Origin of the sequence: Blautia schinkii (assembly GCF_013304825.1) — a bacterium.
Lineage (GTDB): Bacteria > Bacillota > Clostridia > Lachnospirales > Lachnospiraceae > Blautia_A > Blautia_A schinkii_B.
Genome location: NZ_JAAWUO010000002.1, coordinates 159454 through 184468, shown reverse-complemented (window position 1 = coordinate 184468; position 25015 = coordinate 159454). Strand labels below are relative to the sequence as shown.

19 protein-coding genes are annotated in these 25015 nt (G+C 44.0%); 18 read left to right on the top strand and 1 reads right to left on the bottom strand.

The features are described from left to right. Positions 1-3: 3 nt before the first annotated feature. From HFM85_RS02315 to HFM85_RS02285, 7 genes are all read left to right on the top strand, one after another. Entirely contained in the window at positions 4-2334 is a 2331-nt protein-coding gene (locus HFM85_RS02315) for a RelA/SpoT family protein (protein ID WP_173737174.1), read from the top strand. A 22-nt stretch (positions 2335-2356) separates the two neighbouring features. Continuing rightward, positions 2357-2983, top strand: a complete 627-nt coding sequence (locus HFM85_RS02310; protein WP_173737175.1) for an MBL fold metallo-hydrolase — start codon at positions 2357-2359, stop codon at positions 2981-2983. After that, positions 2955-4475 carry a coproporphyrinogen dehydrogenase HemZ gene (gene hemZ / locus HFM85_RS02305; RefSeq protein ID WP_173737176.1) on the top strand — a complete coding sequence of 507 codons (1521 nt, stop codon included), beginning with the start codon at positions 2955-2957 and terminating at the stop codon, positions 4473-4475. Before HFM85_RS02310 ends, hemZ begins: the two co-directional genes overlap by 29 nt. 21 nt (positions 4476-4496) lie before the next feature. Then, positions 4497-5132: an HD-GYP domain-containing protein gene (locus HFM85_RS02300; RefSeq protein ID WP_243251688.1), complete on the top strand. Its 636-nt coding sequence runs from the start codon at positions 4497-4499 to the stop codon at positions 5130-5132. Further along, complete coding sequence (gene hisS, locus HFM85_RS02295; RefSeq protein ID WP_173737177.1) at positions 5065-6318, top strand: histidine--tRNA ligase; 1254 nt, start codon at positions 5065-5067, stop codon at positions 6316-6318. The genes HFM85_RS02300 and hisS overlap by 68 nt, the downstream gene beginning before the upstream one ends. A gap of 76 nt (positions 6319-6394) precedes the next feature. Then, positions 6395-8200 carry an aspartate--tRNA ligase gene (gene aspS, locus HFM85_RS02290; protein ID WP_173737178.1) on the top strand — a complete coding sequence of 602 codons (1806 nt, stop codon included), beginning with the start codon at positions 6395-6397 and terminating at the stop codon, positions 8198-8200. 6 nt (positions 8201-8206) lie between these two features. After that, complete coding sequence (locus HFM85_RS02285; RefSeq protein WP_173737179.1) at positions 8207-8962, top strand: sulfite exporter TauE/SafE family protein; 756 nt, start codon at positions 8207-8209, stop codon at positions 8960-8962. 168 nt (positions 8963-9130) lie between these two features. Here HFM85_RS02285 and HFM85_RS02280 read toward each other — a convergent pair whose 3' ends face one another. Further along, positions 9131-10390 (bottom strand): hypothetical protein, encoded by a 1260-nt coding sequence (locus HFM85_RS02280; protein WP_243873790.1) that lies wholly within the window; start codon positions 10388-10390, stop codon positions 9131-9133. Between the two features lie 200 nt (positions 10391-10590). Here HFM85_RS02280 and HFM85_RS02275 point away from each other — a divergent pair, with 200 nt between their 5' ends. The 11 genes from HFM85_RS02275 to HFM85_RS02225 all read left to right on the top strand — a co-directional run bounded on the left by HFM85_RS02275 (position 10591) and on the right by HFM85_RS02225 (position 24980). Further along, a complete protein-coding gene (locus tag HFM85_RS02275) occupies positions 10591-12042 on the top strand; it encodes an efflux RND transporter periplasmic adaptor subunit (protein WP_173737180.1) in 1452 nt (483 codons plus the stop codon). Next, on the top strand, positions 12039-12710 hold the full coding sequence (locus HFM85_RS02270; protein WP_119240375.1) for an ABC transporter ATP-binding protein: 672 nt from the start codon (positions 12039-12041) through the stop codon (positions 12708-12710). The genes HFM85_RS02275 and HFM85_RS02270 overlap by 4 nt, the downstream gene beginning before the upstream one ends. Positions 12711-12714: 4 nt before the next feature. Then, positions 12715-14847, top strand: coding sequence for an efflux RND transporter periplasmic adaptor subunit (locus tag HFM85_RS02265; protein ID WP_173737181.1), 2133 nt, complete (start codon positions 12715-12717; stop codon positions 14845-14847). Positions 14848-14864: 17 nt separating this feature from the next. Beyond that, positions 14865-16127 carry an ABC transporter permease gene (locus tag HFM85_RS02260; protein ID WP_173737182.1) on the top strand — a complete coding sequence of 421 codons (1263 nt, stop codon included), beginning with the start codon at positions 14865-14867 and terminating at the stop codon, positions 16125-16127. 243 nt (positions 16128-16370) lie between these two features. Then, positions 16371-17987, top strand: a complete 1617-nt coding sequence (gene ptsP / locus HFM85_RS02255; RefSeq protein ID WP_114002607.1) for a phosphoenolpyruvate--protein phosphotransferase — start codon at positions 16371-16373, stop codon at positions 17985-17987. Positions 17988-18263: 276 nt separating this feature from the next. After that, positions 18264-19133: a DegV family protein gene (locus HFM85_RS02250; RefSeq protein WP_119240369.1), complete on the top strand. Its 870-nt coding sequence runs from the start codon at positions 18264-18266 to the stop codon at positions 19131-19133. Positions 19134-19154: 21 nt separating this feature from the next. After that, a complete protein-coding gene (gene argS / locus HFM85_RS02245; RefSeq protein WP_119240368.1) occupies positions 19155-20921 on the top strand; it encodes an arginine--tRNA ligase in 1767 nt (588 codons plus the stop codon). Positions 20922-21155: 234 nt separating this feature from the next. Next, positions 21156-22409, top strand: a complete 1254-nt coding sequence (locus tag HFM85_RS02240; RefSeq protein ID WP_173737183.1) for a serine/threonine protein kinase — start codon at positions 21156-21158, stop codon at positions 22407-22409. Continuing rightward, positions 22384-23460, top strand: a complete 1077-nt coding sequence (locus tag HFM85_RS02235; protein WP_173737184.1) for a hypothetical protein — start codon at positions 22384-22386, stop codon at positions 23458-23460. The genes HFM85_RS02240 and HFM85_RS02235 overlap by 26 nt, the downstream gene beginning before the upstream one ends. A gap of 42 nt (positions 23461-23502) precedes the next feature. Then, complete coding sequence (locus HFM85_RS02230; RefSeq protein WP_173737185.1) at positions 23503-24150, top strand: HAD family hydrolase; 648 nt, start codon at positions 23503-23505, stop codon at positions 24148-24150. Positions 24151-24179: 29 nt separating this feature from the next. Next, on the top strand, positions 24180-24980 hold the full coding sequence (locus HFM85_RS02225) for a CPBP family intramembrane glutamic endopeptidase (protein WP_243873789.1): 801 nt from the start codon (positions 24180-24182) through the stop codon (positions 24978-24980). Positions 24981-25015: the final 35 nt, after the last annotated feature.

Here is a 25015-nt window from a genome sequence, read left to right as displayed (position 1 = left end):
TTAATGGCGGAGATGAAGAATACAGAAAAACAGAACATTGGAATACAGAAAGAAGAAGAAAAAGAAAAACTGGAATCTGTCAAAAAGGCAGATGCGGCGGTAAAATCCATGCATGACTTTACAAGTCCGGAGGTTCTCTATGAAGAACTGATAAAGAGTGTAAGGAAGTATCATCCGTCTGCAGATATTTCCATGATCGAAAAGGCTTATAAAGTGGCCAGTGAGGCGCATAAGGATCAGAAGCGTAAATCCGGTGAGCCTTATATCATTCATCCTCTCTGTGTGGCAATCATCTTGGCAGATCTTGAGCTGGATAAGGAGACCATTGTGGCAGGTCTTCTTCATGATGCAGTGGAAGATACCTGGATGACTTATGAAGAAGTGGAGAAGGAATTCGGTTCCGAAGTTGCTCTTCTTGTAGATGGTGTTACCAAGCTGGGACAGCTGTCCTATTCCAAGGATAAGGTAGAGGTTCAAGCTGAGAACTTGAGAAAGATGTTCCTGGCCATGGCCAAGGATATCAGAGTTATCCTTATCAAGCTTGCAGACCGTCTTCATAATATGCGTACCTTGCAGTATATGCGTCCGGAGAAACAGCAGGAGAAGGCAAGGGAGACCATGGATATCTATGCCCCGATCGCCATGCGACTTGGTATTTCCAAGATCAAGGTGGAACTGGATGATCTTTCCCTTAAATATCTGAAACCGGATGTCTATTATGACCTTGTAGAAAAAGTTGCTCTCCGTAAGAGTGCCCGAGAAGAATTTGTCAACGCTATTGTGAAACAGGTAAAGAAGCACATGGAGGATGCCAACATCAAGGCCCAGGTTGACGGCCGTGTGAAGCATTTCTTCAGCATCTATAAGAAAATGGTCAACCAGGACAAGACCATTGACCAGATTTATGACCTTTTTGCAGTGCGTATTATAGTGGACACCGTGAAGGACTGTTACGCTGCACTTGGTGTCATTCATGAGATGTATAAGCCGATCCCCGGCAGATTTAAAGATTATATCGCAATGCCGAAAGCTAACATGTATCAGTCTCTGCATACAACTCTGATCGGCCCTAACGGACAGCCTTTTGAGATCCAGATCCGTACTTTTGAGATGCATAAAACAGCGGAATATGGTATTGCAGCCCACTGGAAATATAAAGAAACATCTGATGGCAAGAAACCGGGTAAGAGTGAGGAAGAGAAGCTGAACTGGCTACGCCAGATTCTGGAGTGGCAGCGGGACATGTCTGATAACAGGGAGTTCATGAGCCTTCTGAAGAATGATCTGGATCTTTTTGCAGACAGTGTTTACTGTTTTACTCCGCAGGGTGATGTAAAAACTCTTCCAAATGGTTCCACACCTATCGATTTCGCATACAGCGTGCACAGTGCAGTAGGAAACAAGATGGTAGGTGCCAGAGTTAATGGTAAACTTGTTCCTATCGAATATAAGATCAAAAACGGTGACCGTATTGAAATTATCACATCCCAGAATTCACAGGGGCCGAGCCGTGACTGGCTGAAGATCGTAAAGAGCACACAGGCCAAAAACAAGATCAACCAGTGGTTTAAGAAAGAACTGAAAGAAGATAATATCCTGAAGGGCAAGGATATGCTGAACCAGTATGCCAAGACGAAAGGATTTAAACCAGGTCTTTATACGAAACCACAGTATATGGAATCTGTAATGCATAAATATGGTTTCCGTGACTGGGATTCTGTTCTGGCAGCTATCGGACACGGTGGCCTGAAAGAAGGACAGGTGTTCAATAAACTTGTGGAAGCCTATGAGAGAGAGCATAAGAAGAATCTTACAGACGAGCAGGTTCTGGAAGCGGCTTCTGAATCACAGGAGAAGCTTCACATTGCCAAGAACAAGAGCGGTATTGTGGTAAAAGGCATCCACGATGTGGCAGTACGCTTTTCCAAATGCTGCAGCCCGATTCCAGGCGATGAGATTGTAGGCTTTGTCACAAGAGGAAGAGGAATCACCATTCACCGTACAGACTGTGTGAATGTGCTTAATATGCCGGAGATCGACCGTAAGCGTCTCATTGAGGCTGAGTGGCAGATGCCGGATAGATCAGATTCTGAAAAGTATGAGGCAGAGATTAATGTTTATGCCAATAACCGTACAGGACTTCTGGTTGATATTTCCAAGATCTTTACAGAGAGGAAGATCGATCTTCGTTCCATCAACAGCCGTACCAACAGACAGGAACGTGCAACGATCTCTATGTCATTTAATGTATGTAGCAAACAGGAACTGAATTCCCTGATCGAAAAGATCCGTCAGGTTGAGAGCGTTATCGATGTGGAGAGAGCAACGGGCTGACCCGACAAACGGAGGAAATTTTATGAGTAAGCTTGAAATGCAGCAGTGTGTGCTGGGCCAGGTATTTACCAACTGTTATTTTCTGAAGAATAAAGAAACAGGGGAGATGCTTATTGTTGATCCTGGTGATTATGCAGAAAAAATTTTCCGGAAGGTAGACATTATGCAGGGGAAACCTGTGGGGATTCTTCTGACACATGGCCACTTTGACCATATCATGGCAGTGGAGGAAGTAAAGGCGAAGTATCAGGTTCCTGTTTATGCCTGCAGACAGGAAGAGGCTATGCTTGGGGATCCGTCCCTGAATATGACGGTTTACCGGAAAGCATGTTCCATCAGGGCAGATGTGCTGCTGGATGACGGAGAGGTTTTTGAGGCAGCTGGATTTTCTGTTAAAATGTTCCACACACCGGGACATACCAAGGGAAGCTGCTGTTATTATATAGAAGATGAAGGCGTTCTTTTCAGCGGAGATACTTTGTTTTGCGGTTCTGTAGGCAGAACGGATTTCCCTGGCGGAAGTTCTGCTGAGATCGTAAGAAGCCTTCACAAACTTGTGGATACACTGCCGGAGGAAACTGAAGTTTTCCCAGGGCACGAAGCATCTACAACGATCGGTTATGAAAAGAGGTATAATCCATTTGTATAAAATTGGCATTTTGTTTCAGAACAGAGATTTTGAACATGATGTGTATGAGCTGATCAAAGCGTTTTATCCCGGAAATGAGATCATTTCTCTTTATGAGGAGGATGGAGCGGATTATGATATCCGCTTCCGGGTTTCACGTGACGAGGAAGGCTATACCATCAGTTACGATAACGGAATTGATAAACAGGCAGCTCATGGGGCTGTGATAGAAGGGCAATCCAGTGGAGAAGCTTCGGATGCCCTTATTTCTTGCGATGATACCCGCAGAAAAAATAAAGACGCTATTAAATATGCTCTGTATCAGATGCTTTCCAGGGTTACAGGAAAGACACTTCCATGGGGAAATCTTACAGGTATCCGTCCGGTAAAGATGGCTATGGGTATGCTGGAATCAGGGATGAAGAATACGGAGATTGCCAGATATATGAGAGAACAGTATCTGGTAAGCCCGGAGAAAACAGCACTTGCAGTTACCATTGCGAACCGTGAGAGGGACATTCTGAAGAATATTGATTATGAAAATGGCTACAGTCTTTATGTGGGAATTCCTTTTTGTCCAAGTATATGTCTGTACTGTTCTTTCAGCTCCTATCCGCTGGAGAGATGGCGTAAATATGTAGAGGACTATCTGGATGCCCTGATCAAAGAAATCCAGGCAGTTTCCCAGATGATGAAAAACAGAAAATTAGACACTGTCTATATTGGCGGTGGAACCCCGACTACGCTGGAACCTGATCAGCTTAGAAGACTTCTTTCTGCTATCACGGAATATTTTCCGTGTGAAGAGCTGGAGGAGTTTACTGTTGAGGCAGGAAGGCCGGACAGTATCACTTTAGAGAAGCTCCAGGCAATCAGGGAATTTCCGGTTACAAGGATTTCCGTAAATCCTCAGACTATGAATCAGGAAACTCTGGATATTATTGGCAGACGCCATACAGTAGAGCAGACAAAAAATGCTTTTTATATGGCAAGAGAAGCTGGCTTTGACAATATCAATATGGATCTGATCGTAGGACTTCCGGGAGAAGATATCACAAAAGTCCAGCATACACTGGATGAGGTAAAAGCCCTCAGGCCGGACAGTCTGACTGTACATTCCCTTGCAGTGAAGCGTGCGGCAAGGCTGAATATTTTCCGTGACAGATACCAGGAAATGACCTTTGAAAACAACCAGGAGATCATGAACCTGACCATGAAAACTGCCTATGAGATGGGAATGGGTCCATATTATCTGTACAGACAGAAGAATATGAAGGGAAATTTTGAAAACGTCGGTTATTCTGAGGTTGACAAAGCGGGGATTTACAATATACTGATTATGGAGGAAAAGCAGCCGATCATCGCACTGGGGGCAGGTGGTTCCTCTAAGCTTGTGTTTGATCACGGACAGCGGATCGAGCGTGTGGAGAATGTAAAAGATGTTACCAATTACATTTCGCGTATAGATGAGATGATCGAGAGAAAACGCCAGGGCATTGCGAAATGGCTGTAGATCGAAAGGAGAGACGGATCCTTGAAAAGCGTACAGAAGATAAATAATAATACGCAGGATCGGATCCTGGAAATGGATCTTTCCGCAGAACTGAAACACGGGGCTGTTGTCAGTAATCTGGCATACGATGTGGCGAAAGAGCTTGGACGCCCAGAGGAAGAGTGTTACCAGCTGGCGATAGCCGGAATGCTGCATGACATCGGAAAACTGAAGCTGGAAGGCTATATTAACGGGCAGGAGCAGAATCCAATGGTGATAGAGGAGCTGAAATATGTCCGCATGCATTCTACATTGAGCTATGAGATTCTGAAAGATCAGGGATATTCAGATTATGTGCTTGAGAGTATTCTTTATCATCATGAGAATTTTGACGGCAGCGGTTATCCAAGCAACAGGTCAGGAATAAGCATTCCCCTGGGAGCCAGAATCTTGCGGGTATGTGACGTATATGCAGCACTAAGTTCTGACAGACCATACAGGAAAGCTCTTGAGAACGATGAGGTCTTAAGGCTTATGATCGATGAGATTAAAAACTTTGATATGCAGGTATTTCTTGCATTTCAGAGGGTGATTCATAAAGGAGGAAAATATGGCATTAAAAAAGAAACCGGTTACAGGAATGAAGGACATTTTACCGAAGGAAATGGCAATCCGTAACTATGTAATGAACATGATCAGAGAGACTTACGGAACATTTGGATTTTCCGCAATTGAAACTCCTTGTGTAGAACATATTGAGAATCTTTGCAGCAAGCAGGGTGGAGAAAATGAGAAGCTGATCTTCAAAATCATGAAGAGAGGCGAGAAACTGAAACTGGATACAGCAACATGTGAGAACGATCTGACTGATTCTGGTCTCCGTTATGATCTGACTGTACCGCTTTCCAGATATTATTCCAACAATGCCAATGAGCTTCCTGCTCCGTTCAAGGCACTTCAGATGGGAAATGTATGGAGAGCAGACCGCCCGCAGAGAGGTCGTTTCCGTCAGTTTATGCAGTGCGATATCGATATCCTGGGTGAGCCGACTTACTTGGCTGAGATCGAGCTTGTACTTGCAACTACAACACTTCTTGGAAAATTGGATTTCCACAATTTTACCATTCGTATCAATGACAGAAGGATTCTGAAAGCAATGGCTCAGTACAGTGGATTCCCGGCAGAGAGCTTTGACACTGTATTCATCATCCTTGACAAGATGGACAAGATCGGCATCGAGGGTGTAGCAGAGGAGCTTGAGAAGGAGGGCTTTGCAAAAGAGAGCATTGATACTTATCTTGGACTTTTCCGTGAGATCACCAATGATATTGAGGGCGTTCGCTACATTAAAGAGAAACTTTCCGATGTTCTGGATTCAGGTATCGCAGAGGATCTTGAGACTATCATCAATACAGTAGAATCTGTAAAAACAGCAGACTTCAGGATGTCCTTTGATCCGACACTGGTACGTGGAATGTCCTATTACACAGGTCCGATCTTTGAAATCTCTATGGATGAGTTCGGCGGAAGCGTTGGCGGCGGCGGACGTTATGATGAGATGATCGGTAAATTTACAGGAAATAATACCTGTGCCTGCGGTTTCTCTATTGGATTTGAGAGAATCGTTATGCTGCTTCTTGAGAGAGGCTATGAAATCCCGACCAAGAACGGTAAAAAAGCATACCTGATCGAGAAAAACATGCCGGCAGATAAGCTTCTGAATATTCTGAAACAGGCAACAGAGGAGAGAAGTGCCGGTACACAGATCAATATCTCTATTATGAAAAAGAACAAAAAGTTCCAGAAGGATCAGCTGGCAGCAGACGGTTATACAGAGTATGTAGAATTTTTCAACAGAGACTGAAGCTACCCCGCCTGAAAACGGAGATGGCTGAGTAAATTAAAATGACTATGAAAAATAGGCAGAGGAGGATAAAGAGATGGCTGAAAGCATGCAGGGACTGCACAGAACCTGCCGATGTGCAGAAGTGACCACAGAGATGGTCGGAAAAGAAGTAACATTAATGGGATGGGTGGCAAAAGCCAGAAATAAAGGAGGCCTTGTATTTGTAGACCTTCGTGACCGTTCCGGAATCATGCAGCTGATTTTTGAGAATGGCAGCATTGACGAGGAAGGTTTTACAAAAGCTGGTAAACTCCGTAGTGAGTTTGTTATTGCTGTAACAGGTACAGTAGAGAAACGTGGAGGAGCAGTAAACGAGAATCTTGCAACAGGTGAGATCGAGCTTCGTGTAAAAGCTCTCCGTGTACTTGCTGAGGCAGATGTGCCGCCATTTCCGATTGAGGAGAACAGCAAGACAAAGGATGAGATCCGTCTTAAATATCGTTATCTTGACTTAAGAAGACCGGACCTTCAGAGAAATATCATGATGAAGAGCAAGGTTGCCCAGCTTACAAGACAGTTCTTTACAAAAGAAGGATTCCTTGAGATTGAGACACCAATGCTTGGAAAGAGTACTCCTGAGGGAGCCAGAGACTATCTGGTACCATCCCGTGTTCATCCGGGAAGCTTCTATGGTCTTCCTCAGTCTCCGCAGCTGTACAAGCAGCTTCTGATGTGCTCCGGATTTGACCGTTACATCCAGATCGCAAGATGTTTCCGCGATGAGGATCTTCGTGCTGACCGTCAGCCGGAGTTCACACAGATCGATATGGAGCTTTCTTTTGTAGATGTTGACGATGTTATTGATGTAAATGAGAGATATCTTGCATTCCTGTTCAAAGAGGTTCTGGATATCGATGTGAAGCTTCCAATCCAGAGAATCACATGGCAGGAGGCTATGGACCGTTTCGGTTCTGATAAGCCGGATATGCGTTTCGGTATGGAACTTCATGATGTCAGCGATATCGTTAAAGACTGCGGTTTCGGTGTATTCACAGGTGCTCTCGAAAACGGCGGAAGCGTTCGTGGTATTAACGCAGAAGGCCAGGGAGGCATGCCGAGAAAGAAAATTGACAAACTTGTTGAATTTGTAAGAGGATATGGTGCAAAAGGTCTTGCATACATTGCCATTGCAGAAGACGGAACCAGAAAATCTTCCTTTGCCAAATTCATGAAGGACGAAGAAATGGATGCCCTTGTAAAAGCTATGGATGGTAAGCCGGGAGATCTGCTTCTTTTCGCAGCAGACAAGACTAAACTTGTATACGATGTACTGGGAGCACTTCGTCTTGAGCTTGCAAAACAGATGAACCTTCTTGACAAGAACGAATACCGTTTCGTATGGGTAACAGAATTCCCGCTTCTTGAGTGGAGCGAGGAGGAAAACCGTTTCACAGCTATGCATCATCCGTTCACCATGCTTATGGAAGAGGATCTGCCGCTTCTCGACACAGATCCGGGTAAGGTTCGTGCAAAAGCATACGATATCGTTCTCAATGGAAATGAGATCGGTGGCGGTAGTGTACGTATTCACCAGGATGATATTCAGGAGAGAATGTTTGAGGCACTTGGTTTCACAAAAGAAGCTGCACATGAGCAGTTCGGATTCCTTCTGGATGCGTTTAAATACGGAGTTCCTCCTCACGCAGGACTGGCATACGGTCTTGACAGACTTGTTATGCTCATGGCAAAAGCAGATACTATTCGTGACGTTATCGCATTCCCGAAGGTTAAGGATGCTTCCTGCCTGATGACTCAGTCACCAAGCCAGGTAAGTGAGGCACAGCTTCATGAGCTGGGACTTGATCTTGAGCCTGAGAAGGAAGAAAAAGAGGAAGAATAATTTATCATGCAGCCGACAATCTATACATTTCTGATCGTTTGTCCACTTGTATTTCTTGCCGGATTTGTAGATGCTGTAGCAGGTGGGGGAGGACTTATCTCCCTGCCTGCTTATCTTTTGTCCGGAGTTCCCATACATAATGCAGTTGCAACCAATAAGCTTTCTTCTGCGACCGGAACGCTGATCTCTACGATCCGCCTGTGCAAAAACAATTTTGTGGACTGGGTACTGGTGATCCCCTGTATTCCTATGGCTCTTCTGGGATCTACCATAGGGGCACATCTGGCACTTGTAGCAAGTGATAAGCTTTTAAGATATATGCTGATTCCTGTTCTTCCGATCGTGGCTTTTTATGTACTTCGAAAGAAGAATATGGATGAGCAGGGCGGTGAGATCGCCAGAAAGAAACAGATTTTAATCTGTGCCATCTGCTCTCTTGCTGTGGGATGTTACGATGGATTTTATGGGCCTGGAACAGGTACATTTCTGCTGCTTCTGTATACAGGGGCAGCGAAGATGAGCGTGGCAAAAGCTTCCGGTACGATGAAGCTTACCAATCTCTCTTCCAACGTGGCAGCTCTTGTGGTGTTTCTTTTAAGTGGAAAAATCATGATCACTCTTGGAATCGCCGCTTCTGTATTTTCCATTGCAGGACATTATACAGGAGCCGGTATGGTCATGAAGAACGGAAGCCGGATCATCCGGCCGATCATTCTTGTAGTGCTTGCACTGCTTTTTATCAAGATTATCTCTGGGGTATAAAAAGAATAGTGAGTATTATAAAAAATCAGAAAACTCCCGTATGGACGGTGCCTTTTCAAAAAGAAGAAAGGCGCGGAATCCTACAGGAGTTTTTTTATGATAGTCAAGCGGATATTTGTGATTGAAGCAAGGGATTTACTTGATTCGGTTAAATATTATCGAATCATTTTATTCAATTTCGTCAGAATTATCAGAAGTGTTATCCTGATTATCATCTTCAGAAGAGGTATCTTCGGTATTTTCCTCTGAATTATCTGTATCAGAAGCCTCCTCAGAATCGGCATCTCCAGTTGCATCCTCCGGAACCGGTGAAGCAGTCAGTGTTCCAAAGATTGCATTTCCAAGCTCTGTGCCGGCATCTTCCAGTTTCCAGGAAGCCCCGTCATTCGTCAGATGGAAAGTAGCAGTAGCTGTTATGGTAGCTTCATTGTTTTTGATACTGTCAAGAAGAAGCTCATGGGACTTATTGTACCGTTTCTGTGATCCATCGATCACTGCATCAGCAGAATCCAGATAGGTATTCAGCTCTTTTTCATACTGAGAGAGAATGGAATCACTGTCAAAAGTGGTAAGCTCTGCATTAACTCTGGCACTGTATCCGGAAACAGAAGTATTTGATATTTTGTAGTCAAAGCAGGAATGAAACTGCTCCATAAGGGCAGAAGCAATGGCATTTTTTGCAGAATCCGAAGTGTTCAGGATCGAATCCAGTCCAAGATAATTGGACATCTGCTGTACATCCATTTCCTGGAGAGTTTTCAGATAGACATCAAGAGTTTTATCAGGCGAGACAAGATCCGGATCGGACAGATAAGCGATAAGACCGCCGACCAGGTCATTTTCAAGAGAATAACTGTGCGTGATCTCCCAGTCCGGTTCTGTGGAAGAACCATGGTTGATCAGCTGAATGGAAACATTGCGATCCACAGTATCGTAGGTCTGTTCCTCTAGGAGGCTGTGGAGAAGCAGATATCGTTGTTCCATGGAATTCTCATTGCTGTCAGTGATTTTTTCGCCGGAAGCAGCTTGTAGTATTTCATTCTGAAGGCTTGCGGAAACAAAATCTTTTGCAAGTGTTTCAGCATTCAGAGTGGTAAGCTGTATATGGGCAAAGGCAGTTTTCTGGTCCTGGTCAACAGAAAGATCCAGAATTTTGTAATCGAAATTCCGGAAAAAAAGAGTAAAAACTTCCTTAATATCATCAGAAAGTTCTGTGTTATCATCAGAATCCGGAAACAGTTCCTGATACGATATGTATTTCATGGTTGTAGCGGGATCCAGATTTTTAAGAAGATCCAGATCCTTTTCGATGGCTTTCTCAGCGGATGTTTTTGCTGAATGGGAGCAGCCGCATACGGAAACTGCCAGAAAAACAAAAAAGAAAGCCAGCAGGTATTTCACTGTCTTCATATCGTTCGTTCCTTTCAAAAAAATTTACATCCTATTTTATCAGATATCGCATAAAAAGTCAAAAATCCATTAAAAATATACGATTTTTATGAAAAAAAAGTGAAAAAATTGTGAAATCTGCATCGTTTTTTGCAAAGACTTTTCTTTTTGGCCTTAATCTGATATGATGTTTTAAGCAACTTGTAGTTTCAGCATTGTGCTGAGAAAAGAGGACAGATATGAAAAAACGCATTTTAACAGCCCTTGGGATTCTCATACTGGCAGCTGGCATTGGAGCCGGAGGCTGGTATTATTATACTCATCATACGGGATCTGCAAGTGGCAGTGATACCGTATATGTAACAAAAATAAGCAAGCTTTCAGAAGCAGATTCCGGTGTTGAGAACCGATATGCCGGTGTAGTAGAACCACAGGAGACTGTACAGGTAAAGATCGAGAGCGGCCGAAAGGTAAAAGAAGTACAGGTAAAAACAGGTGAGGAAGTGAAGAAAGGACAGCTTCTTTTTCAGTATGATCTTGGCAGCATCCAGCAAAGTCTTCAGGAGGCACAGCTGGCACTGGATCGTCTGAAGAATGAGTCTTTGAGTATTTCTGACCAGATCACGACCCTGGAAGCCGAGAAAAAGAAAGCCACAGCAGATAACCAGCTTTCCTATACAATAGAGATCGAAACACAGAAAATGAATCTCAAAAAGAATGAGTACGATCAGAAGAGTAAACAGGCCGAGATCGAGAAGCTTTCCCAGGCAACTCAGAACACAGAGGTCCGCAGTGAGATCGATGGCGTGATCCAGAAGATTGATACATCCAAGATGGGAGGAGACGATTCAGATGGAGTGAATGACACCCTTACAGAGGGAGATGCTTCTTCTGATTCCGGTTCCGGGGACAGTTCCGGCAATGCTTTTATCACGATCCTGAGTACAGGTGCTTATCGTGTAAAGGGAACAGTAAATGAGATAAACAGAGATTCCATTATTGAAGGAACACCTGTGATCATCCGTTCCAGGGTAGATTCTTCCAAAACATGGAAAGGAACCATGGGAGCAGTTGATATGGATAATTCAAGCACAAATAACAGTACCGATGCAGCGATGTCTGGCTATTCCAGTTCCGGTGATGACCAGACTTCATCCAGTACATATCCTTTTTATGTGAATCTGGATTCTTCTGACGGACTAATGCTTGGACAGCATGTTTATATCGAAGCAGATGAAGGCCAGGATGAGGAAAAGATCGGTATCTGGCTGAATGATTATTTTATTGTTGATGCAGATACAGACAGTCCGTATGTGTGGGTTGCAGGAGATAATAATAAACTGGAGAAGAGGAGTGTTGTACTGGGACAGTACGATGAGAATCTTGCAGAATATGAAATTGCAGATGGTCTTACAGAGAAAGACAAAATTGCATTCCCGACAGAAACTCTGAAAGAAGGAATGTCTGTGATAGAGGGTACTACAGATCAGACTACTGCAGCTATGTATGATACCGGAGATGATGCAGATTACGAAGACGGTTCTGAGGCAGATTATGGAGATATGGAAAGTGATGGAGCAGAGCCGGAGATGATCGAAGAAGGAATGTCCGACAGCGATATGGAAGATATGACCGGCGAAATTTCTTCTGAAGATGATCTTGTTCCGATGGAAGGAGCACCGACAGAATGATTTTAGACTTAAAAGGAATATATAAAGATTACCAGCAGGGAAAAATGACAGTTCCTGTACTGAAGGATGTGAATTTTTCCATGGAAGAAGGGGAATATGTGGCGATCATGGGACCGTCCGGTTCCGGAAAGACCACACTGATGAATATTATCGGATGTTTGGATAAGCCGACCAAAGGTACTTTCCTTCTGAATGGGGAAGATATTGCCAAATGTTCTGAGAATGAGATGTCAGATCTCCGCCTTAAGACGATCGGTTTTGTGTTTCAGAGTTTTCATCTTCTTCCAAGGCAGAGTGCACTTACCAATGTGGAACTGCCTCTGAATTACGCGAAAGTTCCCAAAAAAGAACGCAGGGAACGTGCATTGAAGGCACTGGAACGAGTTGGACTTGCAGAACGAGTGAATTTCAAGCCGAACCAGTTATCAGGAGGACAGATGCAGAGGGTTGCCATTGCAAGAGCTATTGTGAACAATCCGAAGCTGCTGCTGGCCGATGAGCCTACCGGTGCACTGGATACGAAGTCCGGAGCACAGGTTATGGAACTTTTTCAGAAACTGAATGATGAGGGAGTTTCTGTATTAATGATCACCCATGACCCTGAGATCGCAGCACATGCCAAGAGAGTTGTTACCATCCGTGACGGTGAGCTGCAGGAAAAGAGGTGATAACATGAAAATTGTGAAGAGAGTCATTGTAGGTGTGCTGATCGTGGCACTTGCTTCGGGAGGAATCTACACAGGCTTGAGACATGTAAAAGAATCCAAGGTAACAGAAGTACCGGTAACAAGTGTCAGCAATCTTCAGACAGACTGGTATTCTGAAACAACTTTGGACGGAACCATTACTACCAATGTTACCCAGAATATAAACATGGATAAGGATATGATCATTGATAAGATCTATGTTTCACAGGGGGACGATGTAAAAAAAGGTGATAACCTGATCTCCTTTGATATGACACTTGTGGAGATGGAACTGAATATTGCGAAACTGAAACTGCAGAAACAGGAGCAGGATCTTGCCAGAGCACAGAAACGGCTCGTAAGTCTTCAGAACGGAGGCCCTATCGAGGATAACACAGACAGTACAGATGATACGGGACCGGATTCTGTAAGTGGAAACACAGGTGGCGATAGTGAAATGAGTACTTCAAATCAAGGTTCTGATGGAAGCGCAGATGATTCTATGCAGTCCATAACCGGATCAGTCCCATCGGCGGCAGACGGAAATTATCTGGCTTCTGCAGCACAGCCTTTGCTTCTCAGTGTATTTACAGAACCATCTGATACAGCTGTGCAGGCAGCGGAAACATCACAGGCAAAAGCAACTTCAGAATTTACAGAAGATTCGTCCGGGGAAGATTCATCTCAGGATGCAGAAGACATTTCACAGGACATATCCTCCGGAGCTTCAGAAAGTGAAAGCAGTCAGAATTCAGGCAATGTTACAGATGCTTCTGATGATGCCACTGCCGGACCTTCTTTCCAGGATCCTTCAGCCGGCGATTTTACAGATGGAGGCGCAGACTGGAATTCCGGAACGGATGATACGCCGACAGTATCGCCTACACCGACACCTACCTTAGAACCAAATGAGCTTCCGAATCCGGATTTCACAGAACCTGAGATTCCTGGAATTACAGATGGAGAACCGCAGTTTTACCAGAAACTGGATTATAAATCAGAGCCTTTTACAGGAACAGGTACAGAGGAAGATCCATATGTTTTTCTGGTAAGCAGTGCCAAAGGCAAAGTTACAGTTATGGGATCTTTCTTTAACCGTATGGCCGGCTACAGTGAAGATGGAACAAAGGTAGTACAGGAAGGCGGAAGCTGGTTCCAGCTGGAATTCCATGAGAATGACACCATTGCAGATTTTAATGACAGGAAAGTATCCTGTACAGGATATTATCTTATTGATGGAAGCCTTCTGGAAAAACCTGTTTATATGTATGCAGAGACAGAATTTACATTGGATGGAGCATCAAAGTATGATAAGAATTCCGGTGATGATGATATTCCGGGTGATGGAGGAGACGGAGATGACAGTACAGATGGTAGTGCCATGTCAAGAGAGGATGCCATCAAGATTCAGAAGAATAAGATATCAAGTCTGAAGCTTGATATTGAAGAAAATAATCTGAATATCACCAAACTTGAAAATAAGGTAAAGAACAAACTTGTGACAAGTAAGCTGGATGGAACAGTTGCATATATTGGCGATGAGGCAACCGGTTCTTACAATGGAGATGCTTTTCTTAAAGTAAAGAGTAAGGATGGATTCTATGTGACCGGCACAGTCAGCGAGCTGATGAGGGATCAGATGCAGGAGGGTGCACTTCTTCAGTGCACCAGTTATAATTCCGGAAGCTTTGAGGCCAGGGTTTTGAATGTATCGGATTATCCGGTGGATTCCTCCAACAATTTTTATTATGGAGGAGATTCCAATCCTAATGTATCTTACTATACATTTAATGCGGAGATCACAGATCAGTCCCTGCAGTTTACAGATCAGGATTATGTGACTATAACTCTGCAGTCTAATAAACTTGCAAAAGGAAGCCTTGTTGTGATGAAAGTTTTTATCCGGACAGAACATGGAAACAGCTATGTTTATAAAGATAATAACGGAACTTTAAAGAAACAGCAGGTTACGGTTGGAAGTATTGTAAACAGTGGCTACTATGCAGTTGTAACATCTGGTCTGAAATCGGATGATCTTCTGGCATTTCCTTACGGGGATACTGTACAGGAAGGTGTCCGGACAAAAGAAGTATCGCTGGATGATATGTACAACGAATAACAGGAAGGAGAAATTTCATGTTTGAAAATATACGCCTGGCTTTTCAGGGAATATGGTCACATAAGATGAGATCCTTTCTGACCATGCTTGGTATTATTATTGGTATTGCATCAATTATTGCAATTGTGTCTACGATTAAAGGAACCAGTGAACAGATTAAAGAAGATCTGATAGGTTCCGGAAATAATACGGTACAGGTTCTTCTTTATGATGGAGACAGCACCTATGATATGGATTACGGGTCCTACGGAAACAGTTCTACGCCCCCGGTAATTTCCAATTCCCAGAAAGCAGCTATCGGAGATCTGGATCATGTGATCAGCTCTACATTTTATTACAGCAGCCAGTCTGCAAGCGTTTATTATATGAACACAAGCTTTCAGGGAGGAACGGTATACGGAATTGACCGGAATTATCTTAAAACCATGAGTTATATGGTTCAGTCCGGAAGGGGGTTTGTGCAGAAGGATTATGACAGCTACCGCAAAGTTGCTCTTGTAGATTCCAATGCCGCACAGAATATTTTCGGAAGTGAGAATCCTGTAGGAAAAACCATCGAGGTTGGTTCAGAGCCATATGTTATTGTAGGAGTGATTACCCAGAGTGAGGACAGTATGCCTAAGATCAACACACTTTCCGAGTATGAGGAATATTCCCAGACGATCATGGGAAGCGTGATGATTCCGGATGCTACCTGGCCGATCGCATTTAAGTTTGATCAGCCTCAGAATGTGATCGTCCGTGCAGACAGCACAGATAATATGAGTGCCGTGGGCAAAGCAGCAGAGGATGTGCTGAATACAGGAATCCAGAATGAACAGAATAAGACGAATTTCAAATACAAGGCAGAGGATATCATGGAGAAGGTCAAGAACCTGCAGAAGCTCAGTGAGAGTACCAATCAGCAGCTGATCTGGATCGCAAGTATCTCTCTTCTTGTAGGTGGTATCGGTGTTATGAATATCATGCTGGTATCTGTCACAGAACGTACCAGTGAGATCGGTCTGAAAAAGGCTATCGGAGCAAGAAAGAATATTATCCTGGGGCAATTTCTGACTGAGGCTTCAGTACTGACCAGTATTGGAGGAATTATAGGAGTTGTTCTCGGAATCATACTATCCAGGGTGGTGGCTCAGGTCTCAGGGGCACCAACGGCTATCAGTGTACCGGCTATTATCGGTTCTGTGGTATTTTCCATGCTGATCGGACTGATCTTCGGACTTCTCCCATCTGTAAAGGCAGCTAATCTTAATCCGATTGATGCCCTTCGCAGTGAGTAATAAAAATCAAATCAATGTTGCGGATGCCAAAACTGAGATGCAGACAGAGCAGAGTATTTATGGTTTTCGCGGTACCACGGCAGCTATTTTGTCACTTTTGCTGTATATCTGGTATAAAAAGATAGCATAAATAGAAGTTTTACAGGTTTTTTCAGGATTGCAAAAAATCATGGCAGAATCTTCAGGTTATATGCTATAATATATATCAAGTGGGCAAATATTATAACAGAAGGAGATAATTTCATGAAGGTTTTGGAAGGTAAATCTGTATTTTCCGGTATTGCGATCGGTAAGATCTCAATCCTCCAGAAAGTTGACGCCAGTGTTAAACGTGTTCACGTGGAGGATCCGGAAGAAGAGGTAAAGCGTGTGGAGGCCGCCAGAGAGCAGGCTGTGGCACAGCTTCAGAAGCTTTATGACAAGGCTCTTCAGGAAGTTGGAGAGTCCGGAGCGGCAATCTTTGAGGTTCATCAGATGATGCTGGATGATGATGACTATCTGGATTCCATCCACAACATTATCCGTACAGAGTCTGTAAATGCAGAATATGCGGTTGCAACAACTGGTGATAACTTCTCATCAATGTTCGCACAGATGGACGACGATTATATGAAAGCAAGAGCAGCTGATGTAAAGGATATCTCAGACCGTCTGGTACGTGTGCTTTCCGGCCATGGAGATGGAGAGCTTGAAGCATCCGAGCCGGTGATCGTAGTTGCAGAGGATCTTGCACCAAGTGAGACTGTACAGATGGATAAGAGCAAGGTTCTTGCTTTTGTCACAAGAAAAGGTTCTTCTAACTCACATACTGCGATTCTTGCGAGAACCATGAATATTCCGGCGCTGATCAATATTGAATACGATGAGTCCATGGACGGTAAGATGGCAGTCGTAGACGGAAAGAGCGGAAATCTGATCGTTGGGCCGGATGCAGAGACCCTTAAAAAATATGAGGATATGCGTGCCGATGAACTTGCACAGCGTGCAATGCTCAAAGAGCTGAAAGGTAAAGAAACTGTTACCAAGAGCGGTCGTAAGCTCCACCTTTATGCCAACATCGGAAGTACAGGTGATGTTGCGAATGTACTTGCCAATGATGCGGAAGGCATCGGACTTTTCCGAAGTGAGTTCGTATACCTGGAAAAAGAAGACTATCCTACAGAGGAAGAGCAGTTCCAGGTTTACAAGACTGTAGCTCAGAATATGGCCGGCAAAAAAGTTATCATTCGTACTCTGGATATCGGAGCGGACAAGCAGATCGATTATTTCAATATGGCGCATGAGGAGAACCCTGCAATGGGATATCGTGCGATCCGTATCTGTCTGGACCGTCCGGAAGTATTTAAGACGCAGCTGAGAGCACTTTTCCGCGCAAGCATGTTCGGAAATATTTCTATCATGTATCCGATGATCATCTCTGTAACAGAGGTGAAGCAGATCAAGGCCATTGTAGCAGAAGTAAAAGCAGAGCTTAAGGAACAGGGGATCCCGTTCCGTGATGACGTGGAGCAGGGTATCATGATCGAGACTCCGGCAGCTGTTATGATCAGTGATCTTCTTGCAAAAGAGGTTGATTTCTTTAGTATCGGAACCAATGATCTGACCCAGTATACACTGGCTATTGACCGTCAGAATGCAAAGCTGGATAATATCTATGATTCCCATCATGAGGCAGTTCTCCGTATGATCCAGATGGTTGTGGACAATGCACACAAAGAAGGTATCTGGGCCGGAATCTGCGGTGAGCTTGGTGCAGATACTACACTTACTGAGAGATTTGTAGAGATGGGACTGGATGAGTTGTCCGTATCTCCGACATTTGTTCTTCCGGTTCGAAAGATCGTAAGAGAAATGAAATAAAACACAGATCATAAATAGATAAGGATATTTTTGATAAATAGTGTGACAGCTGCTGTGCATAAATATTTGTATGGCAGCTGTTTTTTTAGTTACTGTTCACGAAGTGAACAGTAATCTGTTTGCGGAATCTTCATGGAAAATTTCCAATTGTGGTATAGAAAAAAATATGATACACTAACATCATGGCTTTCTACAGCAGTTCAAAGAATTAGTCCATCAGGGGCTGATGCATTAATTCTTTGAACTGTGAGATAACAGACCAGGAGGAGAGAAAGAATGGGCAAAATTGCCATTGTAACAGACAGCAACAGCGGTATCACACAGGCACAGGCAGAAGAGCTTGGCGTTTATGTAATTCCGATGCCATTTTATATTAACGAAAAAATGTACCTTGAAGGCGTAACTCTCACACAGGAAGAGTTCTATGAGAAGCTGAAGAAAGATGAGCCGATCTCCACATCTCAGCCGAGCCCGGCCGATCTCTGTGATCTCTGGGACAAACTTCTGAGAGATTATGAGGAAATCGTTCATATCCCGATGTCAAGCGGATTGAGCGCATCCTGTTCTACAGCAATGGGACTTGCTATTGATTATAATGGTCGTGTTCAGGTAGTGGACAATCAGCGGATTTCCGTAACACAGAGACAGTCTGTAATGGATGCTAAGATGCTTGCCGAGGCAGGAAAAAGTGCCGCAGAGATCAAGAAGATCCTTACGGATCAGAAATTTGATTCCAGTATTTACATCACACTGGATACACTGAAATATCTGAAGAAGGGCGGAAGAATCACACCGGCGGCAGCAGCTATCGGAACAGTTCTCAACCTGAAACCGGTGCTTCAGATCCAGGGAGAGAAGCTGGATGCTTATGCAAAAGTCCGTGGCAAGAAGCAGGCGAAACGTGCCATGCTGAAGGCTATGAAGAAAGATTGGGAGACTCGTTTCCAGGAATATGCTGCAAAAGGTGAGATGTGTCTGGAAGCTGCTTATACCGGAAATCTGGAAGAGGCAGAAGAATTCAAGAGAGAGCTTCAGGAAGTATTCCCGGGACAGGAGATACATATGGATCCCCTTTCCTTAAGTGTTGCCTGCCATATCGGATACGGCGCACTTGCAGTTGCATGTTCAAGAAAAGTTACATTATAAAGATATGAGGAGTTTTGAAACATGAAGAAGATTATGGAACAGATGGCGGAAGAACTTTCCGCAGCATTTGAAAAAGCAGGTTACGATCCGTCCTACGGAAAAGTTACTGTTTCCAACAGACCTGACTTATGTGAATATCAGTGTAACGGAGCTATGGCCGGAGCCAAGGCATACCACAAAGCCCCGTTCATGATCGCAGATGATGTTGTTGCACAGCTTGCAGACAGCCAGATCTTTTCCAGGGCAGAAGTTGTTAAGCCTGGATTTATCAACCTGGATGTTAAACCTGAATTTGTTGCTGAATATATGAATAAGATGGCAGAGGATGAGAAGCTTTCTGTTGAGACTGCCAAGAATCCGAAGACCATCATTATCGATTATGGCGGACCAAACGTTGCCAAGCCGCTTCATGTAGGACATCTCCGTTCTGCGATCATCGGTGAGAGCATCAAGCGTATCGGACGTTTTGTAGGACATAAGGTGATCGGTGATGTACACCTTGGAGACTGGGGTCTTCAGATGGGACTGATCATCACCGAGCTGAAACACCGGAAACCGGAGCTGGTATATTTTGATGACAGCTTTACCGGTGAATATCCGGCAGAAGCACCGTTTACCATCAGCGAGCTGGAAGAGATCTATCCATGTGCCAGTGGGAAGTCCAAAGAGGATGAGGCTTACCGCAATGAGGCACTTGAGGCAACCCATCTTCTTCAGCAGGGCAAACCAGGATACATGGCTCTCTGGAACCACATCATGAATGTATCTGTAACAGATCTTAAGAGAAACTACGCGAACCTGAACGTAGACTTTGACCTCTGGAAAAAAGAATCCGATGCACAGCCGTACATCCCGGATATGGTAGAGGATATGAAGAAGCGAGGATTTGCCTATGAGGATCAGGGCGCTCTTGTTGTAGATGTAAAAGAAGAGAGTGATACCAAGGAGATCCCTCCATGTATGCTTCTGAAATCAGACGGAGCTTCTCTCTATACAACTACAGACCTTGCTACTATCGTAGAGCGTATGAAACTCTTTCAGCCGGATGAGATCCTTTATGTTGTTGACAAGCGTCAGGAGCTGCATTTTATCCAGGTATTCCGCTGCGCAAGAAAAACCGGTCTTGTAAATCCGGAGACCAAGCTTTCCTTCCTTGGTTTCGGTACCATGAATGGAAAAGACGGTAAACCGTTTAAGACAAGAGAAGGCGGTGTTATGCGGCTGGAGAACCTGATCGCAGACATTGATGAGGAAATGTACCGCAAGATCGTGGAGAATCGCAGTGTAAAAGATAAAGATGCAAAGGATACTGCCAAGATCGTAGGACTTTCTGCGATCAAATACGGAGATCTTTCCAACCAGGCGACCAAGGATTACATCTTTGATGTTGACCGCTTTACATCCTTTGAGGGAAATACAGGTCCGTATATCCTTTATACTATCGTTCGTATTAAGTCGATCCTGAACCGTTATGTACAGGAGGGAGGAGATTTAAGTACAGGTAAGATCCTTCCGGCAGTCAATGCCAGTGAGAAGAACCTGATGCTTCAGCTTTCCGGCTTTGCAGCAATGGTTGAGAACGCTTTTGAAGAAAAAGCACCACATAAGATCTGTGCATATATCTATGAGGTATCCAATGCATTTAACAGCTTTTACCATGAGACCAAGATCTTAAGCGAAGAGGATCAGGCACAGAAGGAATCCTTCCTTCAGCTGCTCCAGCTTACAAGAAGAGTACTTGAAACAAGCATCGATCTTCTTGGATTCTCTGCACCGGATCGTATGTAATTTGTAAGGCAGGTATTTTGGTAAAATAGAATATTGAAGTGAGATTATTCAGTCCGCAGATATGCCATGGAAAGAGAAAACTCCCTGCATGGCTTCTGCGGACTGTTTTTAGAAAAAAACACTTTTCAAAAAGAACATCATGTGCTATAATACAATACATCTGATTTATCGATCTCCGGGGGTCCCCGGAATTTATCCCATTTATTATTTTTATTAATTTTAACCAAGAGGAAGGTGATCTGTCTGATTGGAACAGTTTTAAAAGACCGTTATTGCGTGATGGAACGGATTGGTCAGGGCGGAGGTGGAAGTCTTTATCTTGCCAGAGATATGGAACTTGGTGTTTTCCGCGCAGTAAAAGAAACTTCCATTATCAGAAAGCAGGAGGCAAAACTGATGCGGTTCCTGGAGCATCCTGCCATACCGAAGATTGTAGATTATGTGGAAGAGGAAGAGTTTTGTTATCTGATCATGGAATATATCCGCGGCCAGTCGCTTGGAGAGATTCTTAAAAACAAAGGGGATTTTTCCATAGAGGAAACTCTTCGGCTGGGAAATGAGATTGCGAAAGTGCTGGAATATCTTCACAGCAGAAAGCCAGCTGTTTGTTATGGAGACCTGAAGCCGGATAATCTTATGCTGTCTGAGAACGGACATCTCTATCTGGTGGATCTGGGAAGTGCCATGCTGAATTACGAAAGAAAAGGAAGGATCTGTGAAGGAACAAAAGGATATGCTGCACCGGAACAGTATCAGGGCAGGGTCAGTCCGGCAAGCGATATCTTTGCTTTGGGAAAAACGCTCCAGATTCTCAGCGGCAGAAGAGGTCTGATGTTCTTTCTATACCCGGAATTTTTCTGGTTTCTGTTTCGCTGTACGAGAAAACAGGAGAAATACAGGTATCAGAATATGGCTTCTGTCAGAAAAATTCTTGAAAAACTGGGGAAAAGATATCGTACCGTTACCTGGCGAAAACGTTTTCTGGAAAGCTTTGGCGTGATGTTTTTTGTGACTGTACTGGTTTTGCTGGCAGGGATCATGAAACCTGCAGAGTTTTCGGCAGCAGTGGCCGAGGTGACAGATCTGTATTATCAGGCCGAGAGATACCAGACAGATTCCGGTTTTTCTGCATCCGGACAGAAGTTTCTACAGGCAGCAGAGAAGAAACTTCAGAAGCTGAGCAGGATCGATCAGGGAAAAGAGGAACAGAGATATATTGCTTTATTACTGGCCTGGAATGCAGAGCTTTTGGATGAGCCGGAACGAGCTGCTCTGTATTATGAAAACCTGCTTCTTTACGATGAAGGATTCAGGGATGGATACGGAGAATATGGAATGTTTCTGATCCGAAGAGAACAGAAGGGAGCCAGCGAGAAATTATGGAAGGATTATCAGGAAAAGGAGAAAAAGAATCTGTTGGAAGAAGGGAAAGGCAGAAATCTTCTGTTGTGGGAGGAGATCAATGAGAAGACGAAAAAAATATCTTAAATATGGTATGAACATTATGAGAAATGTGGGAGGGATTATTCTGTGCATGGCAGTTTTGGGAGGACAGACAGGGGGCTTTCAACTGGTTTATGGCTCTGCTGAAAATGCTGGATACAGTGAGTTCCAAAGTTTTGATACAGGTGGATTTGACATGGACATTGGAGAAGGAACAGGGCAGTTTCCGGATAACTGGGACAGTGCAGATAGTGGAAGTGGAAGTCAGATAGATGATGGCAGGAGTTACGGAGATTATGGAGATTACAGCGAGAGTGGAAATACAGGAGGAGATGTTGAAATTTCCGGGCTGGGCTCAGCAGCAGGAAATGGCGAGTCAGATTGGTCGGGGAATAACGATACCTGGCAGGACAGTACGCATTGGGGGAATACACAGACAGAGTCAGGAAATTATTATGGAACTGATAATGGTGAAAATGCAGGTTCCGGGAATAGCGAAAACTCGGGGAGCACCGGGAGTATAAGTTGGAATGAAAGCAATTATGGAACGGAAGACAGTTTTCAGATAAGCGGTTCGACAAACAGCGGAGATAACAGAAATACAGGAAATCACAGATCAGAGGCAACATTAACACCGAAAATTTCTGCCAGTCCAACACCCGTTCCAACCCGAAAACCAGAGAAAATCCAAAATCCAACGTATCCCCCAAAAGTATCAAAAAGTCCCAGGATTTCACCAGCTTCCCAGAAACAGCAGAAACTGGCTCTTTTCTATTACCGGACAGACAAAACAGCTGATGCAGCATCAGATAAAGAAAAAAATAAAAAAACAACAGAAGAGAAAATACCGGAATTTATAACAGAAATAAAAGATTTCCACATTCAGCTAACCATAAAAGAGAACAACTGTAAGATTCCTGTACAGATCTTTTCTTTCCGTATCAACGGAAAAGAATCCGTCTGGTACTGGCAGGAACAAAAATTAACAGCCAGGATTCCCAAAGGCATATCCAATATAAAAACGGTGGAACTCCTGCTATCTGTACGTTCGGGCAAACTGTATCATGAAATCATGGACTTAAAAGACGAACAGTGATACAATAGGCATACTTACTGATTTTTGCACAGGAGGAATTATATGTATAAAGCAATTTTTTTTGACCTGGATGGAACCCTTACAGAGTCCGGAGAGGGCATTACAAAATCTGTACAGTATGCATTGGAGAAACTCGGAGTTTCCGCACTTGAACTGGAACCTTTGAAGGTTTTTGTAGGACCGCCGCTTCTGGAACAGTTTATGAAATATGCAGGATTTGATAAGGAAACTGCAGAGAAAGCAGTAGAGTATTACAGAGAACGGTATTCAGATAAAGGAATGTTTGAAAATACAGTTTATCCGGGCGTAGAGGAGGCTCTTAAGGAACTGAAGATGAGAGGATACCGTCTTGCAGTTGCGTCTGCGAAGCCGACCTATTATGTAACACAGATCATGGATCATTTTAATCTTACCAGATATTTTGAGGTGATCGCAGGAACAGATCTGCATGGACCGAAGGTTACGAAGTCCCAGGTTATTGAGGAGGCTCTGGAGAGAATGAATCTTTCTGATCACAGAGACCAGGTGATCATGGTAGGTGACAGAGAGCACGATGTTCTGGGAGCCAGAAAATGCGGGATTGAATGCGTAGCAGTATCCTATGGTTATGGAAGCAGGGAAGAACTTGAGAAGGCTCAGCCGATCCAGATCGTAGCTTCTGCTGAAGAACTTCTGAATTTTTTCGACTGACCCCTCTGCACAGGCAGAATATTTTTCGAATGGTGTGGAGGGAACTCTATCCGGTAGGGATCCACTATCTGATTGGTCAGATCCTGGGAAGTGCAGTGCTTTTCTGGCTTATGGGACGAAGTGGGAATGTAAAGGATTCTTATTATAGTTATACCCTTGTGATCACAGGACTTACGGGAGTGCTGGTAATGTTTCCGGCCGTGTATTTTTACAGAAAAGACCGTGTGGGAAGGCTGATCGGAGGACTGACATCAATAGAAGAGCAGAAGCTGACAATCCCGGAAATACTGCTTCTTCTGGCAGCAGGAGCAGGTTTTGCCCAGTATGCCAATGTTCTGGTGGCGATTCTGCAGAACTGGATCCAGTCCACCACATATGGAGATACCATGTCCAAGATCACTTCAGGAAAAAGTCTTTTTATGATGATCTTCTGGATGGGGATCATTGCTCCGATAGCAGAGGAAATGATCTTCCGCTGGTTGGTTTATCTGAGACTTCGGGATCACTTTTCTGTTCTGGTTTCTGCTGTGATCTCGGCAGCATTTTTCGGGATCTATCACGGAAACATCCCACAGGCTGTTTATGCGTTTATTCTGGGGGCTCTCTTTGCCTGGTTCCTGGAAATGGGCGGTAATAAATGGGTCAGCATTTTCCTGCATGTAGGTGCGAATACATGGATTCTTATATTTGGAGAATATGCTGAGATGTTGGTAAAGAAATTCGGGGCAGGAATGCTGCTGATGAGTTATGGTATCCTGGCAGTGGCGATGATTGGTGCATATCAGTATTTTGCACGCAAAGGCGAGAAGCGTGGCTACCGGGCTGTGTGATCCGCGAAAAGATAACTGAAAATTAACATATAAAA

Excerpts from the sequence above, each read along its gene's own strand:
- HFM85_RS02275 (WP_173737180.1), top strand. The coding sequence starts at position 10,591 with ATGAAAAAACGCATTTTAACAGCCCTTGGGATTCTCATACTGGCAGCT.
- aspS (WP_173737178.1), top strand. The coding sequence starts at position 6,395 with ATGGCTGAAAGCATGCAGGGACTGCACAGAACCTGCCGATGTGCAGAA.
- HFM85_RS02250 (WP_119240369.1), top strand. The coding sequence starts at position 18,264 with ATGGGCAAAATTGCCATTGTAACAGACAGCAACAGCGGTATCACACAG.
- hemZ (WP_173737176.1), top strand. The coding sequence starts at position 2,955 with ATGAAAAGAGGTATAATCCATTTGTATAAAATTGGCATTTTGTTTCAG.
- HFM85_RS02225 (WP_243873789.1), top strand. The coding sequence starts at position 24,180 with ATGGTGTGGAGGGAACTCTATCCGGTAGGGATCCACTATCTGATTGGT.
- HFM85_RS02315 (WP_173737174.1), top strand. The coding sequence starts at position 4 with ATGGCGGAGATGAAGAATACAGAAAAACAGAACATTGGAATACAGAAA.
- HFM85_RS02260 (WP_173737182.1), top strand. The coding sequence starts at position 14,865 with ATGTTTGAAAATATACGCCTGGCTTTTCAGGGAATATGGTCACATAAG.
- HFM85_RS02230 (WP_173737185.1), top strand. The coding sequence starts at position 23,503 with ATGTATAAAGCAATTTTTTTTGACCTGGATGGAACCCTTACAGAGTCC.
- HFM85_RS02285 (WP_173737179.1), top strand. The coding sequence starts at position 8,207 with ATGCAGCCGACAATCTATACATTTCTGATCGTTTGTCCACTTGTATTT.
- argS (WP_119240368.1), top strand. The coding sequence starts at position 19,155 with ATGAAGAAGATTATGGAACAGATGGCGGAAGAACTTTCCGCAGCATTT.
- HFM85_RS02270 (WP_119240375.1), top strand. The coding sequence starts at position 12,039 with ATGATTTTAGACTTAAAAGGAATATATAAAGATTACCAGCAGGGAAAA.
- ptsP (WP_114002607.1), top strand. The coding sequence starts at position 16,371 with ATGAAGGTTTTGGAAGGTAAATCTGTATTTTCCGGTATTGCGATCGGT.
- HFM85_RS02310 (WP_173737175.1), top strand. The coding sequence starts at position 2,357 with ATGAGTAAGCTTGAAATGCAGCAGTGTGTGCTGGGCCAGGTATTTACC.
- hisS (WP_173737177.1), top strand. The coding sequence starts at position 5,065 with ATGGCATTAAAAAAGAAACCGGTTACAGGAATGAAGGACATTTTACCG.
- HFM85_RS02235 (WP_173737184.1), top strand. The coding sequence starts at position 22,384 with ATGAGAAGACGAAAAAAATATCTTAAATATGGTATGAACATTATGAGA.
- HFM85_RS02265 (WP_173737181.1), top strand. The coding sequence starts at position 12,715 with ATGAAAATTGTGAAGAGAGTCATTGTAGGTGTGCTGATCGTGGCACTT.